Origin of the sequence: Fuscovulum ytuae, from assembly GCF_029953595.1 — a bacterium.
Lineage (GTDB): Bacteria > Pseudomonadota > Alphaproteobacteria > Rhodobacterales > Rhodobacteraceae > Paragemmobacter > Paragemmobacter ytuae.
This window is the reverse complement of the sequence record NZ_CP124535.1, coordinates 2,196,415-2,212,078: the sequence shown is the minus strand read 5'-3', so window position 1 is coordinate 2,212,078 and position 15,664 is coordinate 2,196,415. Positions and strand designations below refer to the sequence as shown.

Genomic DNA, 15,664 nt, shown 5'->3' with positions numbered 1-15,664 from the left:
GTCAGTCGTCGATCGGGCGGATCAAGCGCTTTTCCAGCACCTTGAGGACGGCGGCCAGATCATGGCCGCGGCGCAGGATCTGCCCGTCCATGCCGATGACGGCATACATGCCCTGCCGGGCGCGGAGTTTCGGGCGCTTTTCGATCCGGTAAAGCGGATGTTCGGCAGTGCGACGGAAGACGGAAAACACCGCAAGGTCACGCAGCGAGGCGATGCCGTAATCGCGCCATTCGCCCAAGGCCACCATGCGCCCGTAAAGGGTGAGGATGGTCGACAGTTCATGCCGATCAAAGCTGACCTGTTCGGGCAGGCGGCTGGAGATCGGGAAAGGGGTCGGCGTGTTGACCGTCATGGCGAAAGCTTACCCCCTTGGCGCGGCAAATCAAGCGATTGACTGTGGATGGCCTTGGACCTGCCGCGAAGAGTCCGCGAAGATACCTTGATCCGATCCGAATTCCGCCCTGTTCTGGGGTGAAAACAAGGTCAGACGACGCGGCGGGGTCGGTTTCACAGCCCCCACCAAGCACCGGGTCCGCAACGTGTGTCGAAATCGGAGGCCCCCGTCGAAGCGCGGCGGGGGCCTTTCGGCTTTTTGCTGTCATGGAAAGCTTGGAGCGGCGCGGAGGATGCCCGTTTCGCGGCCGCGCCAGTTCTTTTGCACGGCGTCGAGGCGTTTCTTGGCGGCGGGGTGGTTCGGATCAAGGACACCAAGGCGGGCGAGAAGGGCGGTGATCGCCCCTTCGGCACCGCGGGTGCCGCCATCGGTGATTTTCAGCGCGATACCCATCTTGCGTTCGGGGATGATGGCGATGAACACCGCCTCGGCCCCGGTCTTGATGGCCACGCGGCCTTCCATCGCGCGCATGAGTTCGGTGCAGGCGCGACCTTCGCCGGCGACCATTTCGGGGTATTGGCCCATGGCGCGGGTCAGGCGGTGCATGGCGCGGTCGCGCGCGTCACCCGTGCCAGTGGCAGCGGCGAAGCGGGCCATGGCGCGGGCGAGGCCATGGACAGAGGTGGCGAAATTCGGTGCCGAGCAGCCGTCGATGCCAAAGCCGGGCGAGGTTTCGCCCGTTACCTCTTCGAAGGCCAGCTTTGCGGCCTGCTGTACGGGGTGATCGACTTCGACATATTCCGCGTCCCCTTTCAGGTGGCGGTTCAGGGTGAGGAAGCCTGCATGTTTGCCGGAACAGTTGTTGTGGCATTGGCAGGGCTTTTCATCTGCCTTGATCAGGCGGTTCCGTTCGGCGGTGTCATAGGGTTCATGCGCGCCGCAGCGCAGATCGGCGTCTGAAAGGCCCAGATCGGCAAGCCAGCGCGTCACGGCTTCGGTATGGATGGCGGCCCCTTGATGCGAGGCGCAGGACAGCGCGACCTGCCGGTCGGTCAGGCCGTGCGCCTCGGCCGCGCCGGAGTCCAGAAGCGGAAGTGCTTGGATCATCTTGCAGGAGGAACGGGGGAAGATGACCGCGCCGGGATCGCCCCAGCTTTCGACGATGGCGCCGGTTTCGTCGCAGATCACGGCATGGCCGGTATGTGTGCTTTCCAGAAGGCCGCCGCGCCAAAGCTCGATCATCGGATGGGGGCTGGGCATGACCGGGACTCCTTCGCTCACAGATGCGCGAATTGTTGCCCATGGGGCTTTCGCGCAATGGTCTTCATCGGTTATGAAGGGGATATCGAGTTGGCAAGGTCCGCGCCACAGGAAAAGGCCCGTCTATCCGAAGGGTAGCGAGGGCGGTGGGCGGATGAGAGGCAAATGCGGAGGCCCGACCCTATGACCACCCTGTTCGGCCGCGTCGCTGGCGCTGCCTTGATCGCGGCGACTTTGCCCTTTGTGACGATGGCGCAGGAATCCGACAACCGTGTGGCGGTGACGTCGGATTGGAACGTCTTTACCGAAAATGAGCCGAAGGAATGCTGGGGTGTGACCGTCCCGAAAGAGACGGTGAACACACGCGACGGCCAGCCCGTTTCGGTGCGGCGGGGCGATATCCTGCTGTTTGTGACCTTCCGGCCCGGTCGGCCGGGCGAGATTTCCTTCACCGGCGGCTATCCCTTTGCCAATGGATCGACGGTTCAGGTCGATGTGGATGGCAATTCCTATGACCTGTTCACCGATGGCGAATGGGCCTGGCCCGCAACGCCCGAGGCGGATGCACAGCTTTTGGCGGCGATGAAGGCCGGGGCGACGGCGGTGGTCAGCGCGCGGTCGGATCGCGGCACGCAGACCAAGGACACGTTCAGCCTGCGGGGGTTCACCGCCGCGATGACGGAAGCCGAGACACGCTGCAAATGACCCCATGCGCCCCGCCGGAACGGGGCCGCAATGCGGTGACAGGACGGGGGCCCCTGCTGGGGCCCTTTTGCATGGGGATGGGCGGGGGCGCAGCTCTCTTTCGTTTTTCGGGCGAATCCCCTATATGGACGCCTTCCCGGCCTTTCAGGACCTTTGACACATGACCGCGAATGCGCCCATCACGCAGGACGTTCTGACCATCCCGCGCAAATTGCCGGAGGGGGGGAAGACGAATATCGTCGGCCTGACCCGGGATCAGTTGCGGGATGCGCTGATCGCGGCGGGGACGCCAGAGCGGCAGGCCAAGATGCGGCTGGGGCAGATCTGGCAATGGGTCTATCACTTTGGCATCCGCGATTTCGCGGCGATGACGAACCTTGCCAAGGATTACCGCGCCCTTTTGGCCGAGCATTTCGTGATCGAGGTGCCGGAGGTGGTGTCGCGCCAGATCTCGGCCGATGGGACGCGGAAATATCTGGTGCGGATCGCGGGCGGGCATGAGGTGGAGACGGTCTATATCCCCGAAGAGAACCGGGGCACTTTGTGCATTTCCTCGCAGGTTGGGTGCACGCTGACCTGTTCCTTCTGTCATACGGGGACGCAAAAGCTGGTGCGGAACCTGACAGCGGGCGAGATCGTGGGGCAGGTGATGCTGGCGCGCGACGATCTGGGGGAATGGCCGAAACCCGGTGAGCCGAAGGATGAAACGCGGCTGGTGTCGAATGTCGTCCTGATGGGGATGGGTGAGCCGCTTTATAATTTCGAGAATGTCCGGGATGCCATGAAAGTGGTGATGGACAATGAGGGGCTGACCTTGTCGCGGCGGCGGATCACCCTGTCGACAAGCGGGATCGTGCCAGAGATCGCGCGGACGGCGGAGGAGATCGGCTGTCTGCTGGCGGTATCCTTCCATGCGACGACGGATGAGGTGCGGGACCGTCTGGTTCCGGTGAACAAGAAGTGGAACATCGCCACGCTGCTGGATGCGCTGCGGGAGTATCCGCGCCTGTCGAATTCCGAGCGGATCACCTTTGAATATGTGATGCTAAAGGGCGTGAATGACAGCGATGCGGATGCGCGGCGGTTGGTGAAGCTGATTGCCGGTATCCCGGCGAAGATCAACCTGATCCCCTTCAACGAATGGCCCGGTGCGCCCTATGAGCGGTCGGATTGGGAGCGGATCGAGGCCTTTGCCGACATCATCTACAAGGCGGGCTATGCAAGCCCGATCCGCACCCCGCGCGGCGAGGATATCATGGCAGCCTGTGGGCAGTTGAAATCGGCCACGGAACGGGCGCGGAAATCGGCGCGCGAGATCGCGGCGGAGGCCGGGCTTTCGGGTTGATCTGCGCCCTGCACACGGCGCAGGATGCGGGCCACCATCCGGCCTGAGGAGGCACCCATGGGCAAGCCGATCATTCACCACATCCCCGTCTGCCCGTTTTCGCAACGGGTGGAGATTTTGCTGGCGCTGAAGGGCCTGCGCGAGGCGGTGGAGTTTCGCGTGGTGGACATCACGCGCCCGCGCGACCCCGAATTGCTGGCCAAGACGCGCGGGACGACGGCGCTGCCGGTGCTGGAGTTGGAGGATGGGCGCATCCTGAAGGAAAGCCTTGTCCTGATGCGCTATTTCGAAGAGCGCTATCCCGAGGTGGCCGTGGCACGGGCGGACCCCTATGAGCGGGCGGTGGAGCGGCTGTTTGTCACCCGTGAGGGGCCGTTCGGGAATGCCGGATATCTTTATGTGATGAACCGCGACCGGGCGCAGGCGGGGGCAAAGCGGCAGGCGCTTTTGGACCAATATGCGTGGCTGGATGACATGCTGCGGCATCACAACCCGGACGGGGTGTTTCTGTTCGACCGGTTCGGATGGGCCGAGGCGGTTTATACGCCGCTTATGATGCGGTTTTGGTTTTTGGATTACTATGAGGGCTTCGCCCTGCCCGACGATCCGGCCTTTGCCCGCGTGGCGCGGTGGCGGGCGGCCTGTCTGGCCCATCCGGCGGCGCAGCAGGTGACGGCGGAAGAGATCGTGAAGCTTTATTACGATTATGCTGTGGGCAAGGGGAACGGGGCGCTGCCCGAGGGGCGGGCGCGATCCTCGTTCGTGTTCGACCCGGATTGGCGCGCACGGCCCATGCCGCCGAAGGATAAATACGACCGGGTGGCGAGCGATGCGGAACTGGGGTTGGTCTGACGATCTTCGTCAGAGAGGCCGTGGAATAATCTGGTTGAATTCGGAATAAGATGGAATAGAAGTTCCGCTAAATGGACTTCGGTTTCCGAGGGGGGATCATGCCGGATCATTCGGGGACGGTGGCCGTGATTACGGGGGGCGGGCAAGGCCTTGGGCTGGCCATTGCCGAGCGGTTGGTGGCCGAGGGGTGCCAGAAGCTGGTGATTTCGGGCCGCAATGTCACGAAGGGTGAGGCGGCGGCGGAAGGGCTGCGCGCGCGGGGCGCGGATGTGCGCTTTCTGCCTGCGGATATGGCGGATGCGCAGCAGGCGACGGAATTGGTGGATCGGGCGCTGATGCGGTTCGGTCCCGTGAATGCCTTGGTGAATGCGGCGGCCTCAACCGCGCGTGGGTCCATTCTGGATACCACGCCGGAGGGGTGGGACACGTTGATGGACACCAATGCCAAGGGGCCGTTCTTTGCCTTGCAACGTTTCGCGCAGGCGGCGGTGGCGGCGGGGCATCCGGCTTCGGCGGTGAATATCGTGACGATGAGCAGCCATTGCGGGCAGAGCTTTCTGGCCGGCTATGCGGCCAGCAAGGCGGCGCTGGCCAATATCACGAAGAACGCGGCGAATGCGCTGCGGTCGCATCGCATCCGGGTGAATGGGGTGAATGTGGGCTGGATGGACACGCCGGGAGAGGATGCGATCCAACGGGAGTTCCATGGCGCGGGGGATGGCTGGCTGGCCGAGGCGGAGGCGAAGCAGCCCTTTGGGATGCTGGTGAAGCCTGCGCATGTGGCGGGGTTGGTATCCTATCTGCTGTCGCCGGAGTCGGGCGTGATGACCGGGGCGCTGGTGGATTTCGATCAGAATGTGAATGGGGCCTATGGGGCCTGATGGAAACGCCCCCCAGATGGGGCAGAGGAGACGGGAAATGGCGATCAGGTTCGGGCTGCTGGGCGCGGGGCGTATCGGCAAGGTGCATGCGAAGGCGGTGACGGGGGATGCGCAGGCGCGTCTGGTGGCGGTGGCCGATGCCATGCCCGCCGCGGCGCAGGCGATTGCGGATCAATATGGCTGTGACGTGCGGACGATCGAGGCGATCGAGGCGGCGGCGGATATCGACGCGGTGGTGATCTGCACGCCGACCGATACCCATGCCGATCTGATCGAGCGGTTTGTGAAGGCCGGGAAGGCGGTGTTCTGCGAAAAGCCCATTGATCTGTCACTGGCCCGCGTGAAGGCCTGTCTTGAGGTGGTGCGGGCCCATAAGGGGACGCTGATGGTGGGGTTCAACCGCCGCTTTGACCCGCATTTCCGCGCGGTGCGGGCCGAGATCGACAAGGGCACCATCGGCGATGTCGAGATGGTGGTGATCACCAGCCGCGACCCCGGCGCGCCGCCTGTGGAGTATATCAAGCGGTCGGGCGGGATTTTCCGCGACATGACGATCCATGATTTCGACATGGCGCGGTTCCTTTTGGGCGAAGAGATCACCGAGGTGGTGGCAACGGCGGCGGTGCTGGTGGACCCCGCGATCGGGACGGCGGGGGATTTCGATTCCGTGCAGGTCTTGCTGAAGACGGCGTCGGGCAAGCAGGCGATGATTTCAAACAGCCGCCGCGCAACCTATGGTTATGACCAGCGGATCGAGGTGCATGGGTCGAAGGGCGCGGTCTCGGCGGAAAACCAGCGCCCGGTGTCGATCGAGGTGGCGACGGGGACGGGCTATACCCGCCCGCCGCTGCATGATTTCTTCATGACGCGCTATACCGAGGCTTATGCCGCCGAGATCGCGACCTTTATCGCGGCGATGGCCGGGACAGGGAAGGCCGAGCCCACGGGCGAGGATGGGCTGATCGCGCTGGCCTTGGCCGATGCGGCGGTGAAATCGGTGGCCGAAGGGCGGGTTGTGAAACTGTCTGAAGTGATGTGATCTTTGGGTCATGGCAGGGCTTGCGCCCTTTGGACGCCGCGCAATTTGCGCGGCGTTTTTCTTTGGGATGATGGGCCGATGGCCCATCCTGCGGGGGAGAGGCTTGTGGCGTGGCGCAGGATGCGCGGCGTGGCAGGTGCGTCTTTGGGCCAAGATGAAAGAGCGGATGCTGCGGGTTTTGCTGCGCAGCATAGCCGGAAAATGCTGCGGTCTTCGCTGCGCAGCAATTGTTTTTGATCAATAGGTTAGTTGGTAAGGAGGCTGTAGGTTGCTGCCGCTTCGCTGCGGTTCGTGACCGTGATGGTGAGGGTGGCGTTCTCGGTCAGCCGGAAGGCGCAGAGGGCGCGGTCGGTGGGGGCGGTGTCGAGGCAGAGGGGGGTGTCGTCGAGCCCTGTGACGGCAAGGTCGAGATTTGCCGTGCCGTCGCCCAAGAGGCCGAGTTCGGACTGGGCTTCGGCGAAGAAGGGGATTTGCCAGACATGGGTCTGGCCCGCGCCGATGCCACGGCTGGTGCGGATGACGGTGAGGGTGGGGATGCGCGCCACTTCGGCCTCGGTGCGGACGGCGAGGTCTTTGGCAAGGTCATCCTCTTGTGCGAGCGCCTTGGCGGCGGTGAACATCACCTCGGCGGTGGGATAGGTGGCGGGGACGGGGTCGCCGGGGGGCGAAGGGCTGCGGTCGCTGTCGGTGGCGGCGATGCCCGCGGCAAGGCGGGCCGCGGCGAGGGTGGCCAGCGGGTCCTTGCGGGCGAGGCCAAGGTCGAAGAGCGCATGGGCATGCAGGAGTTGCGCCACGGCGCCCGCATCGCGGGGGGTGGAGGGGCTGTCCTGTGCCGTGGCGGGGGCGGCGAGGAGGAGGGCGGCGGCGAGGGCGGGAATCGCGGATCGGGTCATGGCGCGACCTTGGCATTGCGGGGGGCGCGGGGGAAGGGGCGGGGGTTCCGCTTCACGCGGCTTTGCGGTTAGGTGGCGGGTGGAACGGAGGGCCCGGGAATGGATGCGCGCGCGATATTGGATCGGTTGATCGCCTTTGACACGGTGAGCCATCGGCCCAATCGGGATTTGATGGATTGGGTGGCGGGTCTTCTGGCCGAGGCGGGCGTGGAGGCGGTGCTGATCCCGGATGCGGGCGGGGGGAAGGCCAATCTTTACGCGACGGTGGGGCCTGTGGATCGGGGCGGCGTGATGCTGTCAGGGCATACGGATGTGGTGCCCGTGGAGGGGCAGGCCTGGAGCTATCCGCCCTTTGCGCTGACGGAGGCCGGGGGGCGGCTTTATGGGCGCGGGACAGCGGATATGAAGGGCTTTGTGGCCTGTGCGATTGCTGCGGTTCTGGGGGCTGCGCGACGAGAGTTGCGGGTGCCGCTGCATCTGGCGCTGTCTTATGACGAAGAGATCGGCTGCATGGGGGTGCGGTCGATGATCGAGATGCTGGAGGGTGCGCCGGTGCGGCCGCGGATGTGCATCGTGGGGGAGCCGACGGGCATGGCGGTGGCGACGGGCCATAAGGGGAAGGTGGCTTTGCGGGCGACCTGTGTAGGGCGCGAGGGGCATTCGGCGCTGGCGCCGCTTGCGCTGAATGCGTTGCATCTGGCGGCGGATTTCGTGGGAGTGTTGCGCGGGGTGCAGGCGCGGGTGGCGGCGGAGGGGCTGCGGGATGGCGATTATGACGTGCCCTATTCGACGCTGCATGTGGGCAAGATGGCGGGCGGGGTGCAGGTGAATATCGTGCCCAATCAGGCGGTGGCGGATTGGGAGATCAGGTCGCTGGCGGGGGAGGATGTGGAGGCCCTGATCGCAGAGGTCCGGGCGGGATGCGAGGCCGTGGTCGCGCCCTTGCGCGCCGAGTTCCCTGAGGCGGAGATCCGTATTGAGAGACTATGGGATTATCCGGGGCTGGGGACGCCATCGGATGCGGGGGTGGTGCAGTTCGTGAAGGGGCTGACCGGGGCCAATGGCACGATCAAGGTGGCCTTTGGCACAGAAGGCGGGCTTTTCGATGCGCGGCTGGGGGTGCCCACGGTGATCTGTGGACCGGGGTCGATGGCGCAGGGGCACAAGCCCGACGAATATGTGAGCGTGGAGCAGATGGCACGCTGCGAGGCGATGCTGGCGGCGCTGGTTCAGGCGTGTGAGGCGGGGTTCTGATGGCGGTTCAGTTGCGGTCGCTGGCGGATGTGCTGGCGCTGGATTTCGACACGATCATCGATGTGCGGTCGCCGTCGGAATGGGCAGAGGATCATGTACCGGGGGCGGTTTCGCTGCCGGTGCTGGACGATGCGGAACGGGCGCGGGTGGGGACGATCTACAAGCAGGCAAGCCCGTTTTCGGCGCGCAAGATTGGCGCGGCGCTGGTGGCAAAGAATGCGGCGGCGCATCTGGAGGGGCCTTTGGCCGAGAAGCCGGGCGGGTGGCGGCCCTTGGTCTATTGCTGGCGCGGGGGGCAGCGGTCGGGGTCCTTCGCCTCTATCTTGGCGCAGATCGGCTGGCGGGTGGAGGTGGTGCAGGGCGGCTATAAGGCGTGGCGGCGGCTGGTGGTGGATGCGCTTTATACCGACACCTTCCCCTTTCGGTTGGTGGTGCTGGACGGGAATACCGGGTCGGCCAAGACTGAAGTGTTGAACCTGTTGCCCGCGCGGGGCGTGCAGGTGGTTGATCTGGAAGGCTTGGCGAACCATCGCGGGTCTTTGTTCGGGTCCATGGGGGCGCAGCCGTCGCAGAAGGCCTTTGAGGGGCGGTTGGCGCTGGCCTTGGCGCGGCTTGATCCGGCGCGACCTGTGGTGGTGGAGGCAGAGAGCGCCAAGGTGGGGGAGTGCCGCCTGCCGCCGAAACTATGGCGGGCGATGGTGGAAGCGCCGCGGGTCGCCATAGAGGCGCCGCGGCGCGCGCGGGCGGAATATCTGCTGGGTGCCTATGCCGATCTGGTGGCGGATGCGGCGCGGCTGGATGGGGTGGTGGCGTCCTTGGCACTGGCCCATCCGCGCGAGGTGATCGCGGAATGGCGGGCGATGGTGGCAGCGGGGCAGTTCGTCGATCTGGCCGAGGGGCTGATGGCGCGGCATTACGACCCGCGCTATGGCAAGCATCGGGCGCGAATGGCTGTGCCTTTCACTGAAGTGGCGGTGGACGGGTTGGGCGATCCGGGCGCCATTGCCGACCGGGTCGCGGAGGCGGTGGCCGGGTTGTGATGCGGAGCGCCGCGCGAAGAGCGCGGCGCATTCCCTTTGCCTCGCCTGCGCGGCCTTCGCCGCTTGGCTGCGGGTTTTTTGAGTATTTTTGCCAAGATGAAGGGGGTTGGTCTTCATCTTGGCAAAAATACTCAATCTTTCGACGGTTGCCCTTAACGCGCGGTCAGATGTGGGGGGCCTTCGGTGACATGGCCGATGATCGTGGCAGGTTCGCCTATGGCGTGGAGGGCGGCGAGGGTGGCCTTGGCCTGATCGGGGGGAAGGGCCGCGAGGAGGGGCCCTGCGGTCTGGGGGTCGAAGAGCAGGGCCGTGCGGGCCGTGTCTGGGGCGGTGAGGCGGGCGGCGGTTGCGGCGTGATTGGCGGGGGCGATTGTGGAGGCGATGCCTTGTGCGGCCAGTGCCTCTGCCCCCGGCAGGAGGGGGAGGGCAGCGAGATCGATGGTGGCGGCGGTGGCGGAGGCCTCCATCATCTCGAGCAGGTGGCCGGCGAGGCCGAAGCCGGTGATGTCGGTCATGGCATGGGCATGGGGCGCGAGGAGGCGGGCGGCCTTGCCTTGCGGGCGGGACATGGCGGCCCAAGCGGCGGCGACATGGGGGCCAAGGAGATCTTTGGGCAGGCGCGCGAGGGCCATGTCGGCGGCCATGAGCGTGCCGGACCCCAAGGGTTTCGTCAGGAGCAGCGCGTCGCCGGGGCGGGCGCCGCCTTTGGTGATGGGTTGGTCGGTGAGGCCTGTGAGGGTGAAGCCGATGGTGAGTTCGGCGCCGATGCTGCTATGGCCGCCAATGATCGCGGCGCCTTCGGCGGTGAAGAGGCTGGCGGCTTCTTCCATGATTTCAGCCAGCATGTCGGATTGCAGGGCGGGGGAGAGGCGGGGGAGCGTGATCTGTACGAGCGCGGCCTGTGGGGCGGCCCCCATGGCCCAGATATCGCCCATGGCATGGATGGCGGTGATGCGGGCCATGAGGCGGGCATCGGCGCAAGAGGCGCGGAGGTGATCGGTGGTGATGACTTGCGCGCCCTGCCCGTGGCGCAGGATGGCAGCATCGTCGCCCGCGCCTGCGATGACATCGGAGCGGGAGGGTTTCGGCAGGGTGGCGAGGGTTGCGGCGAGTGCGCCGGGGCCGACCTTGGCCCCGCAGCCACCGCAAAGGGGTTTGGGGCCCATCGCCTCGATCAGCCCCAAGGGGGCGGGGTCGGGGAGGGGGCGGGGCATCTGGGGGTAGGTGTCGAATTTCGCCATGAAGGCGCGGTCGATCCGGTCTTTCAGCCACCACAGCGCCCGGCCGCCGGAGCGGAGGCCGAACTTATCGGCCACGGCCTCTTTCCCGCCGAGGGAGACGAGCTTGAGGTAATCGCGCTGGGGGTGGAAGGGGCGCAGCGGTTGGCCCGTGGCCAAGGCGCGCAGGTTGTGCAGAAGGATCGGTGCGGCGCGGACGGCATAGACCCCGGCCTTGGGGCGGGGGGCATGGCTGAGATGGGCGCAATCGCCCGCGGCGAAGATCGCAGGATCGGAGGTTTGCAGTGTGGGGCCGACGGCGAGGAAACCGTCATGGAGGGAAAGGCCTGTCTCTGTCAGCCAGCCCTGCGGTTGGGTGCCTGCGATGGAGAGGGTAAAGTCGGACGCAAGGCGTGTGCCGTCGGAGAGGATCACATGATCGGGGCCGATGGCGGTAGCGGTGGTGGCGGTGCGGAGCGCGATGCCTTCGGCGGCGAGGCGGTTGAGGAGGGTGGCGCGGGCGCGGGGGCCTATGTTGGGGAGCGCGCTGTCCGCCCGTTCTAGCAGCGTGATGCGGGGGGTGCGGCCTGTCATCCGCAGGCGGTGCGCGGAGGCGAGCGCCAGTTCCACCCCGCCGATCCCGGCGCCGATCAGGGTGAGGGCGGGGCTGGAGGGGGCGGTGGTGAGAAAGGCCTCCCACCTTTGGGCGTAATCGCCCAAGGGTTTGGCGGCGGCGGCATGGTCGGTGAACCCCGGCAGGCCAGGAAGGCCCGACCCGATGCCGATATCGACCGAGGCGATATCGAAGCGCAGCGGGGGGCGGTTTGCCAGATGGATGCGGCGGGTGGCGGTGTCGATGCCGGTGGCGCGGTCGAGGATCAGCCTTGCGCCGGCAAAGCGGGCGAGGCGGACAAGATCGATCATGATCTCATCCCGACGGTAATGGCCCGCGATGTGACCCGGCAACATGCCCGTATAGGGCGCGATGGGGTTGGGATCGATCAAGGTCAGGCGGAGGCCGGGGATCGGGTCCATCGCCCACATCCGGAGGACGAGCGCATGGGCGTGCCCGCCGCCGATGAGGACGATATCCTGAACGAGGGGAAGGGGTTCGGTCTGCATCATGGTGGCTGGTCCGGGGCTTGGCGGCGACCCTAGGCCGGATTGGCGGCAATGGCGAGGGGGGGAAGGCTGCGGCGGGTTGGCCCGGGGGGCGTTGAAGGGGGGAGTTGCGGGGGGCGGAGGGGCGGCCTAATTTGGCCCCATGTCGACAGGTCAGAGGATCGGGGTTTTAACGCGGCAGCGGCTTAGCCTGACGGCGGGGCTGCATGCGTCGATCCGTGTGCTGAAGGCGGATGCGGCGGGGTTGGCGCGCTATTTGGAAGAGGTGGCGGCAGAGAACCCGGCTTTGCTGCTGCGCCCGGCGGCGGCGGGGGAATGGCTGCCACGCTGGGACGGGGCGCTGCGCGGGGGCGGCTTTGCGGATACGCTGGATCAGGTGGAAGGCGCGGGGCCGAGCCTGATGGCGCATGTGGCGGGATGGATCGCACGGCAGCGGATGGGGGCGGAGGATCAGCGGATCGCGCTGGCCCTGGCCGAGGGGTTGGAGCCTTCGGGCTGGCTGGGCGTTGCGGTCGAGGCGGTTGCGGCGGAGCTTGGGGTGCCGAGTGGACGTGTTGCCTTGGTTCTGGCGCGGGTGCAGCGGATCGAACCGGCGGGGCTGTTTGCGCGGTCCTTGGCGGAGTGCCTGTTGTTGCAGGCGGAGGCAGAGGGGGATGCAGACCCGGTCCTGCGGGCGGTGATCGCGCGTCTGGATCTTGTGGCGGCGGGGGATGTTGGGCGGTTAGCGCGACAGCTTGGGGCGGGCGAGGCCGAGGTGATGGCAGCGATCCGGCGGCTGCGGGGGATGAACCCGAAGCCGGGGACGCAGTTCGACATGCAGGCCGCCCCGGTGCGGGAGCCGGATCTGATTGCGCGGAAGGGGATGGAGGGGTGGATGGTGTCGTTGAACCGGTCGTCACTCCCCGAAATCTCGGTCAAGCCGGGGCGCGGCGAGGGGCAGGGTGCCGCACGGGCCGTGCTGCGGCTGGTGGAGGCGCGGAACGACACGCTGCTGCGCGTGGGGCGCGAGATTTTGCGGCGGCAGGAGGCGGCGCTGGACCATGGGGCGAGCCGTCTGGTGCCGATGACGATGGCCGAGGTGGGGGCGGCGACGGACCTGCATGAAAGCACGGTGAGCCGGGTTGTGGCAGGGACGAGTGTGGATACGCCGAAGGGGCCTTTGTGGCTGCGGGCGCTGTTTTCCGGCGCAATGGGGGGCGAGGGGGCACCCGACATCTCGGCTGCGGCCTTGCGGGCGCGACTTGCCGAGATGGTGGCGGCGGAGGATAAGACGCGACCCCTGTCGGATGAGGCGCTGGTGGTGGCCTTGCAGGCAGAGGGCGCGGTGGTGGCGCGACGGACGGTTTCGAAATACCGCGAGATGATGGGGATCGCGCCGGCGCGGCTGCGCCGCGTGCCGGGGAAACGCCGCCGTTAGGGCGGGGGGCGACGTTGAAAGGTCGCGGCTGGGGCTGATCTTCGGGCGCTTTCGCATTAGGTGCCGGGGCAATGGAATTCCCCAAAGGCAGGGCGAGCGGCGGCGATGGCGTATTTTCTGGGCGTGGATACGGGCGGCACCTATACCGATGCGGTGATCGTGGATGAGGCCGCGACGCAGGTGATCGGGTCGGCCAAATCCTTGACGACGCGGGGCGATCTGGCGCTGGGCGTGGGGCGGGCGGTGGATGCCGCGCTGGCGCAGGCGGGGGTGGCCGCGGCGGATGTGGCGCTGGTGTCGCTGTCCACCACGCTGGCCACCAATGCGCTGGTCGAGGGGCAGGGGGGGCGGGTCGCGCTGGTCTTCATCGGGTTTTCCGAGGCGGACCTTGAGCGCGGCGGGTTGATCGAGGCCTTAAAGGGCGATCCGGTGATCCGGCTGGCCGGCGGGCATAGCCACGCGGGGACCGAGGCCGCGCCCTTGGACCTTGTGGCGCTGGAGGCAGAGGTGGGGCGGCTTGCCGATCAGGTGATGGGCTTTGCGGTGGCGGCGAGTTTTGCCACGCGAAACCCTGCGCATGAGGTGGCGGCGCGCGAGGTGATCCGGCGCGTGACGGGGCGGCCTGTGACGTGTTCGCATGAGCTTTCGGCCAATCTGAACGGGCCGAAGCGGGCCCTGACGGCGGTGTTGAACGCGCGGCTGATCGGGATGATTGATCGGCTTGTGGCGGCCTGCGAGCGGCATCTTGAGGCGATCGGGGTGAAGGCCCCGCTGATGGTGGTGCGGGGGGATGGCGCGCTGATCTCCGCGGCGATGGTGCGAGAGCGGCCCATCGAGACGATCCTTTCGGGGCCTGCCGCCAGCATCGTCGGGGCGCGCTGGTTGACCGGGGAAAAGGATGCGCTGGTCAGCGACATCGGCGGGACGACGACGGATGTGGCGCTGTTGCGCGACGGGCTGCCCGAAATCGACCCGCAGGGGGCGCGTGTGGGCGGGTTTCGCACCATGGTCGAGGCCGTGGCGATGCGCACCACGGGGCTGGGTGGTGACAGCGAGGTGCATCTGATCACCGAAGGGCTGGACGGGGGCCTGCGGTTGGGGCCGCGGCGGTTGTGCCCTGTGTCCTTGCTGGCGGTGGAGCATGGGGCGATGGTGCATGCGGCGCTGGACCGCTGGCTTTCTGCCGAGGCGGTGGGGGAGTTCGACGGGCGGTTCGCCATTCCCATGGGCGGGAATGCCGGGGGCCTTGGGCCGCGGGACGTGGCGGTGCTGGGGCGGTTGACCCAGCCGATGCCGGTGGCGCAGGCCCTGACCTCACGCCTTGAGGTGGCGGCGCTGGAGCGGCTGGTGGCGCGTGGCTTGGTGATGATTTCCGGCGTGACGCCTTCGGATGCGAGCCATGTTCTGGGCCGTCTGGCGGCATGGGACGGGGCGGCGGCGGAAAAGGCGGTGCGGTTGCTGGCGCGGCGGCGGAATGGGCGGGGCGAGCGGTTTGCCCCAGATGAAAAGGTATTCGCGCAGGCGATCATTGATCAGCTGACGGCGCAGACGGTGGATTGCCTGCTGGAGGCGGCCTTTGGCGAGGATGCAGCCTTTGCGGGCGAGGGGCCGGAGGCTTTGGCGCGGCATCCCCTGATGCGGGCGGGATTGGCGCAGCATCGGGGCGTGGTGGAGATCACGGCGCGGCTGGGGGTGCCCGTGATCGGGCTGGGGGCTTCCGCTCCCTCATACTACGGCGCGGTGGGGGACAGGCTTGGGTGCCGCATGGTGCTGCCGGAACATGCCGGGGTGGCCAATGCCATCGGTGCGGTGGTGGGGCAGGTGAGCCAGCGGGTGAGCGGGCTGGTCAGCAGCCCCGCCGAGGGGCGGTTCGTGGCGCATCTGGCGGAGGGGTTGCAGGCCTTCAACACGCGTGAGGCAGCGTTGGAGGCGATGGAGGCCGCACTGGTGGCCGAGGCGATGGCGCGGGCCAAGGCGGCAGGGGCCGAAGAGGTGCAACTGCGCGTGACGCGGGAGGTGAAGGAGGCAGAGGTGGAGGGTCGGTCGATGTTCATCGAAGCGACAGTGACCGCCACAGCATCCGGCCGTCCGCGCGTGGCGCATGGTTGAGGGATGGCTGACGGATGGTGGCTTGACGCCACCTGTGTGAGTCTGTAGGGACGCCGCAAGTGGCTAGGTAGCTCAGCTGGTTAGAGCACATGACTCATAATCATGGGGTCGGGGGTTCGAGTCCCCCCCTCGCCACCACTTCCTCCCAAGCGTGATGTGACAGGCCGATCGACGCGATTGATGCGGGGCGGTTTGG

General features: G+C 66.9%; 13 protein-coding genes and 1 tRNA gene. 10 read left to right on the top strand and 4 right to left on the bottom strand.

Features of this window, described 5'->3' with window-relative positions:
• Position 1 precedes the first annotated feature (1 nt).
• Positions 2-352: a DUF2794 domain-containing protein gene (locus QF092_RS10720; protein WP_281463896.1), complete on the bottom strand. Its 351-nt coding sequence runs from the start codon at positions 350-352 to the stop codon at positions 2-4.
• A gap of 246 nt (positions 353-598) precedes the next feature.
• Positions 599-1,594, bottom strand: a complete 996-nt coding sequence (locus tag QF092_RS10715; RefSeq protein WP_281463895.1) for an asparaginase — start codon at positions 1,592-1,594, stop codon at positions 599-601.
• A gap of 183 nt (positions 1,595-1,777) precedes the next feature.
• On the opposite strand from QF092_RS10715, the gene QF092_RS10710 reads away from it, so the two are divergent.
• The 5 genes from QF092_RS10710 (at position 1,778) to iolG (ending at position 6,416) form a co-directional block, all read left to right on the top strand.
• Positions 1,778-2,299 carry an invasion associated locus B family protein gene (locus tag QF092_RS10710; RefSeq protein WP_281463894.1) on the top strand — a complete coding sequence of 174 codons (522 nt, stop codon included), beginning with the start codon at positions 1,778-1,780 and terminating at the stop codon, positions 2,297-2,299.
• A 160-nt stretch (positions 2,300-2,459) separates the two neighbouring features.
• On the top strand, positions 2,460-3,644 hold the full coding sequence (gene rlmN / locus QF092_RS10705) for a dual-specificity RNA methyltransferase RlmN (protein WP_281463893.1): 1,185 nt from the start codon (positions 2,460-2,462) through the stop codon (positions 3,642-3,644).
• Positions 3,645-3,701: 57 nt separating this feature from the next.
• The gene (locus QF092_RS10700; protein ID WP_281463892.1) at positions 3,702-4,496 is read left to right on the top strand and encodes a glutathione S-transferase family protein; all 795 of its coding nucleotides are present in this window, start codon (positions 3,702-3,704) and stop codon (positions 4,494-4,496) included.
• A 98-nt stretch (positions 4,497-4,594) separates the two neighbouring features.
• Positions 4,595-5,377: an SDR family oxidoreductase gene (locus tag QF092_RS10695; protein WP_281463891.1), complete on the top strand. Its 783-nt coding sequence runs from the start codon at positions 4,595-4,597 to the stop codon at positions 5,375-5,377.
• A 37-nt stretch (positions 5,378-5,414) separates the two neighbouring features.
• Positions 5,415-6,416, top strand: coding sequence for an inositol 2-dehydrogenase (gene iolG / locus QF092_RS10690; protein ID WP_281463889.1), 1,002 nt, complete (start codon positions 5,415-5,417; stop codon positions 6,414-6,416).
• Between the two features lie 245 nt (positions 6,417-6,661).
• Here the strand turns inward: iolG and QF092_RS10685 are convergent, their stop codons facing one another.
• Positions 6,662-7,309, bottom strand: a complete 648-nt coding sequence (locus tag QF092_RS10685) for a hypothetical protein (RefSeq protein ID WP_281463888.1) — start codon at positions 7,307-7,309, stop codon at positions 6,662-6,664.
• 99 nt (positions 7,310-7,408) lie between these two features.
• On the opposite strand from QF092_RS10685, the gene argE reads away from it, so the two are divergent.
• Positions 7,409-8,563 carry an acetylornithine deacetylase gene (gene argE, locus QF092_RS10680; protein WP_281463887.1) on the top strand — a complete coding sequence of 385 codons (1,155 nt, stop codon included), beginning with the start codon at positions 7,409-7,411 and terminating at the stop codon, positions 8,561-8,563.
• Positions 8,563-9,603, top strand: a complete 1,041-nt coding sequence (mnmH, locus tag QF092_RS10675) for a tRNA 2-selenouridine(34) synthase MnmH (RefSeq protein WP_281463886.1) — start codon at positions 8,563-8,565, stop codon at positions 9,601-9,603. The genes argE and mnmH overlap by 1 nt, the downstream gene beginning before the upstream one ends.
• A 152-nt stretch (positions 9,604-9,755) precedes the next feature.
• Here mnmH and selD read toward each other — a convergent pair whose 3' ends face one another.
• Positions 9,756-11,945, bottom strand: a complete 2,190-nt coding sequence (gene selD, locus QF092_RS10670) for a selenide, water dikinase SelD (protein ID WP_337250638.1) — start codon at positions 11,943-11,945, stop codon at positions 9,756-9,758.
• 139 nt (positions 11,946-12,084) lie between these two features.
• On the opposite strand from selD, the gene rpoN reads away from it, so the two are divergent.
• From rpoN to QF092_RS10655, 3 genes are all read left to right on the top strand, one after another.
• A complete protein-coding gene (rpoN, locus tag QF092_RS10665; protein ID WP_281463885.1) occupies positions 12,085-13,359 on the top strand; it encodes an RNA polymerase factor sigma-54 in 1,275 nt (424 codons plus the stop codon).
• 105 nt (positions 13,360-13,464) lie between these two features.
• Positions 13,465-15,468, top strand: a complete 2,004-nt coding sequence (locus tag QF092_RS10660; protein ID WP_281463884.1) for a hydantoinase/oxoprolinase N-terminal domain-containing protein — start codon at positions 13,465-13,467, stop codon at positions 15,466-15,468.
• A gap of 61 nt (positions 15,469-15,529) precedes the next feature.
• Positions 15,530-15,606 (top strand) — tRNA-Met (locus QF092_RS10655).
• Positions 15,607-15,664 lie beyond the last annotated feature (58 nt).

What these genes read in the sequence shown, in the direction of transcription:
- QF092_RS10660 (WP_281463884.1), top strand. Translation starts at nt 13,465, where the DNA reads ATGGCGTATTTTCTGGGCGTGGATACGGGCGGCACCTATACCGATGCG.
- QF092_RS10715 (WP_281463895.1), bottom strand. Translation starts at nt 1,594, where the DNA reads ATGCCCAGCCCCCATCCGATGATCGAGCTTTGGCGCGGCGGCCTTCTG.
- rlmN (WP_281463893.1), top strand. Translation starts at nt 2,460, where the DNA reads ATGACCGCGAATGCGCCCATCACGCAGGACGTTCTGACCATCCCGCGC.
- QF092_RS10695 (WP_281463891.1), top strand. Translation starts at nt 4,595, where the DNA reads ATGCCGGATCATTCGGGGACGGTGGCCGTGATTACGGGGGGCGGGCAA.
- QF092_RS10710 (WP_281463894.1), top strand. Translation starts at nt 1,778, where the DNA reads ATGACCACCCTGTTCGGCCGCGTCGCTGGCGCTGCCTTGATCGCGGCG.
- rpoN (WP_281463885.1), top strand. Translation starts at nt 12,085, where the DNA reads ATGTCGACAGGTCAGAGGATCGGGGTTTTAACGCGGCAGCGGCTTAGC.
- QF092_RS10685 (WP_281463888.1), bottom strand. Translation starts at nt 7,309, where the DNA reads ATGACCCGATCCGCGATTCCCGCCCTCGCCGCCGCCCTCCTCCTCGCC.
- mnmH (WP_281463886.1), top strand. Translation starts at nt 8,563, where the DNA reads ATGGCGGTTCAGTTGCGGTCGCTGGCGGATGTGCTGGCGCTGGATTTC.
- QF092_RS10720 (WP_281463896.1), bottom strand. Translation starts at nt 352, where the DNA reads ATGACGGTCAACACGCCGACCCCTTTCCCGATCTCCAGCCGCCTGCCC.
- iolG (WP_281463889.1), top strand. Translation starts at nt 5,415, where the DNA reads ATGGCGATCAGGTTCGGGCTGCTGGGCGCGGGGCGTATCGGCAAGGTG.
- argE (WP_281463887.1), top strand. Translation starts at nt 7,409, where the DNA reads ATGGATGCGCGCGCGATATTGGATCGGTTGATCGCCTTTGACACGGTG.
- QF092_RS10700 (WP_281463892.1), top strand. Translation starts at nt 3,702, where the DNA reads ATGGGCAAGCCGATCATTCACCACATCCCCGTCTGCCCGTTTTCGCAA.
- selD (WP_337250638.1), bottom strand. Translation starts at nt 11,945, where the DNA reads ATGATGCAGACCGAACCCCTTCCCCTCGTTCAGGATATCGTCCTCATC.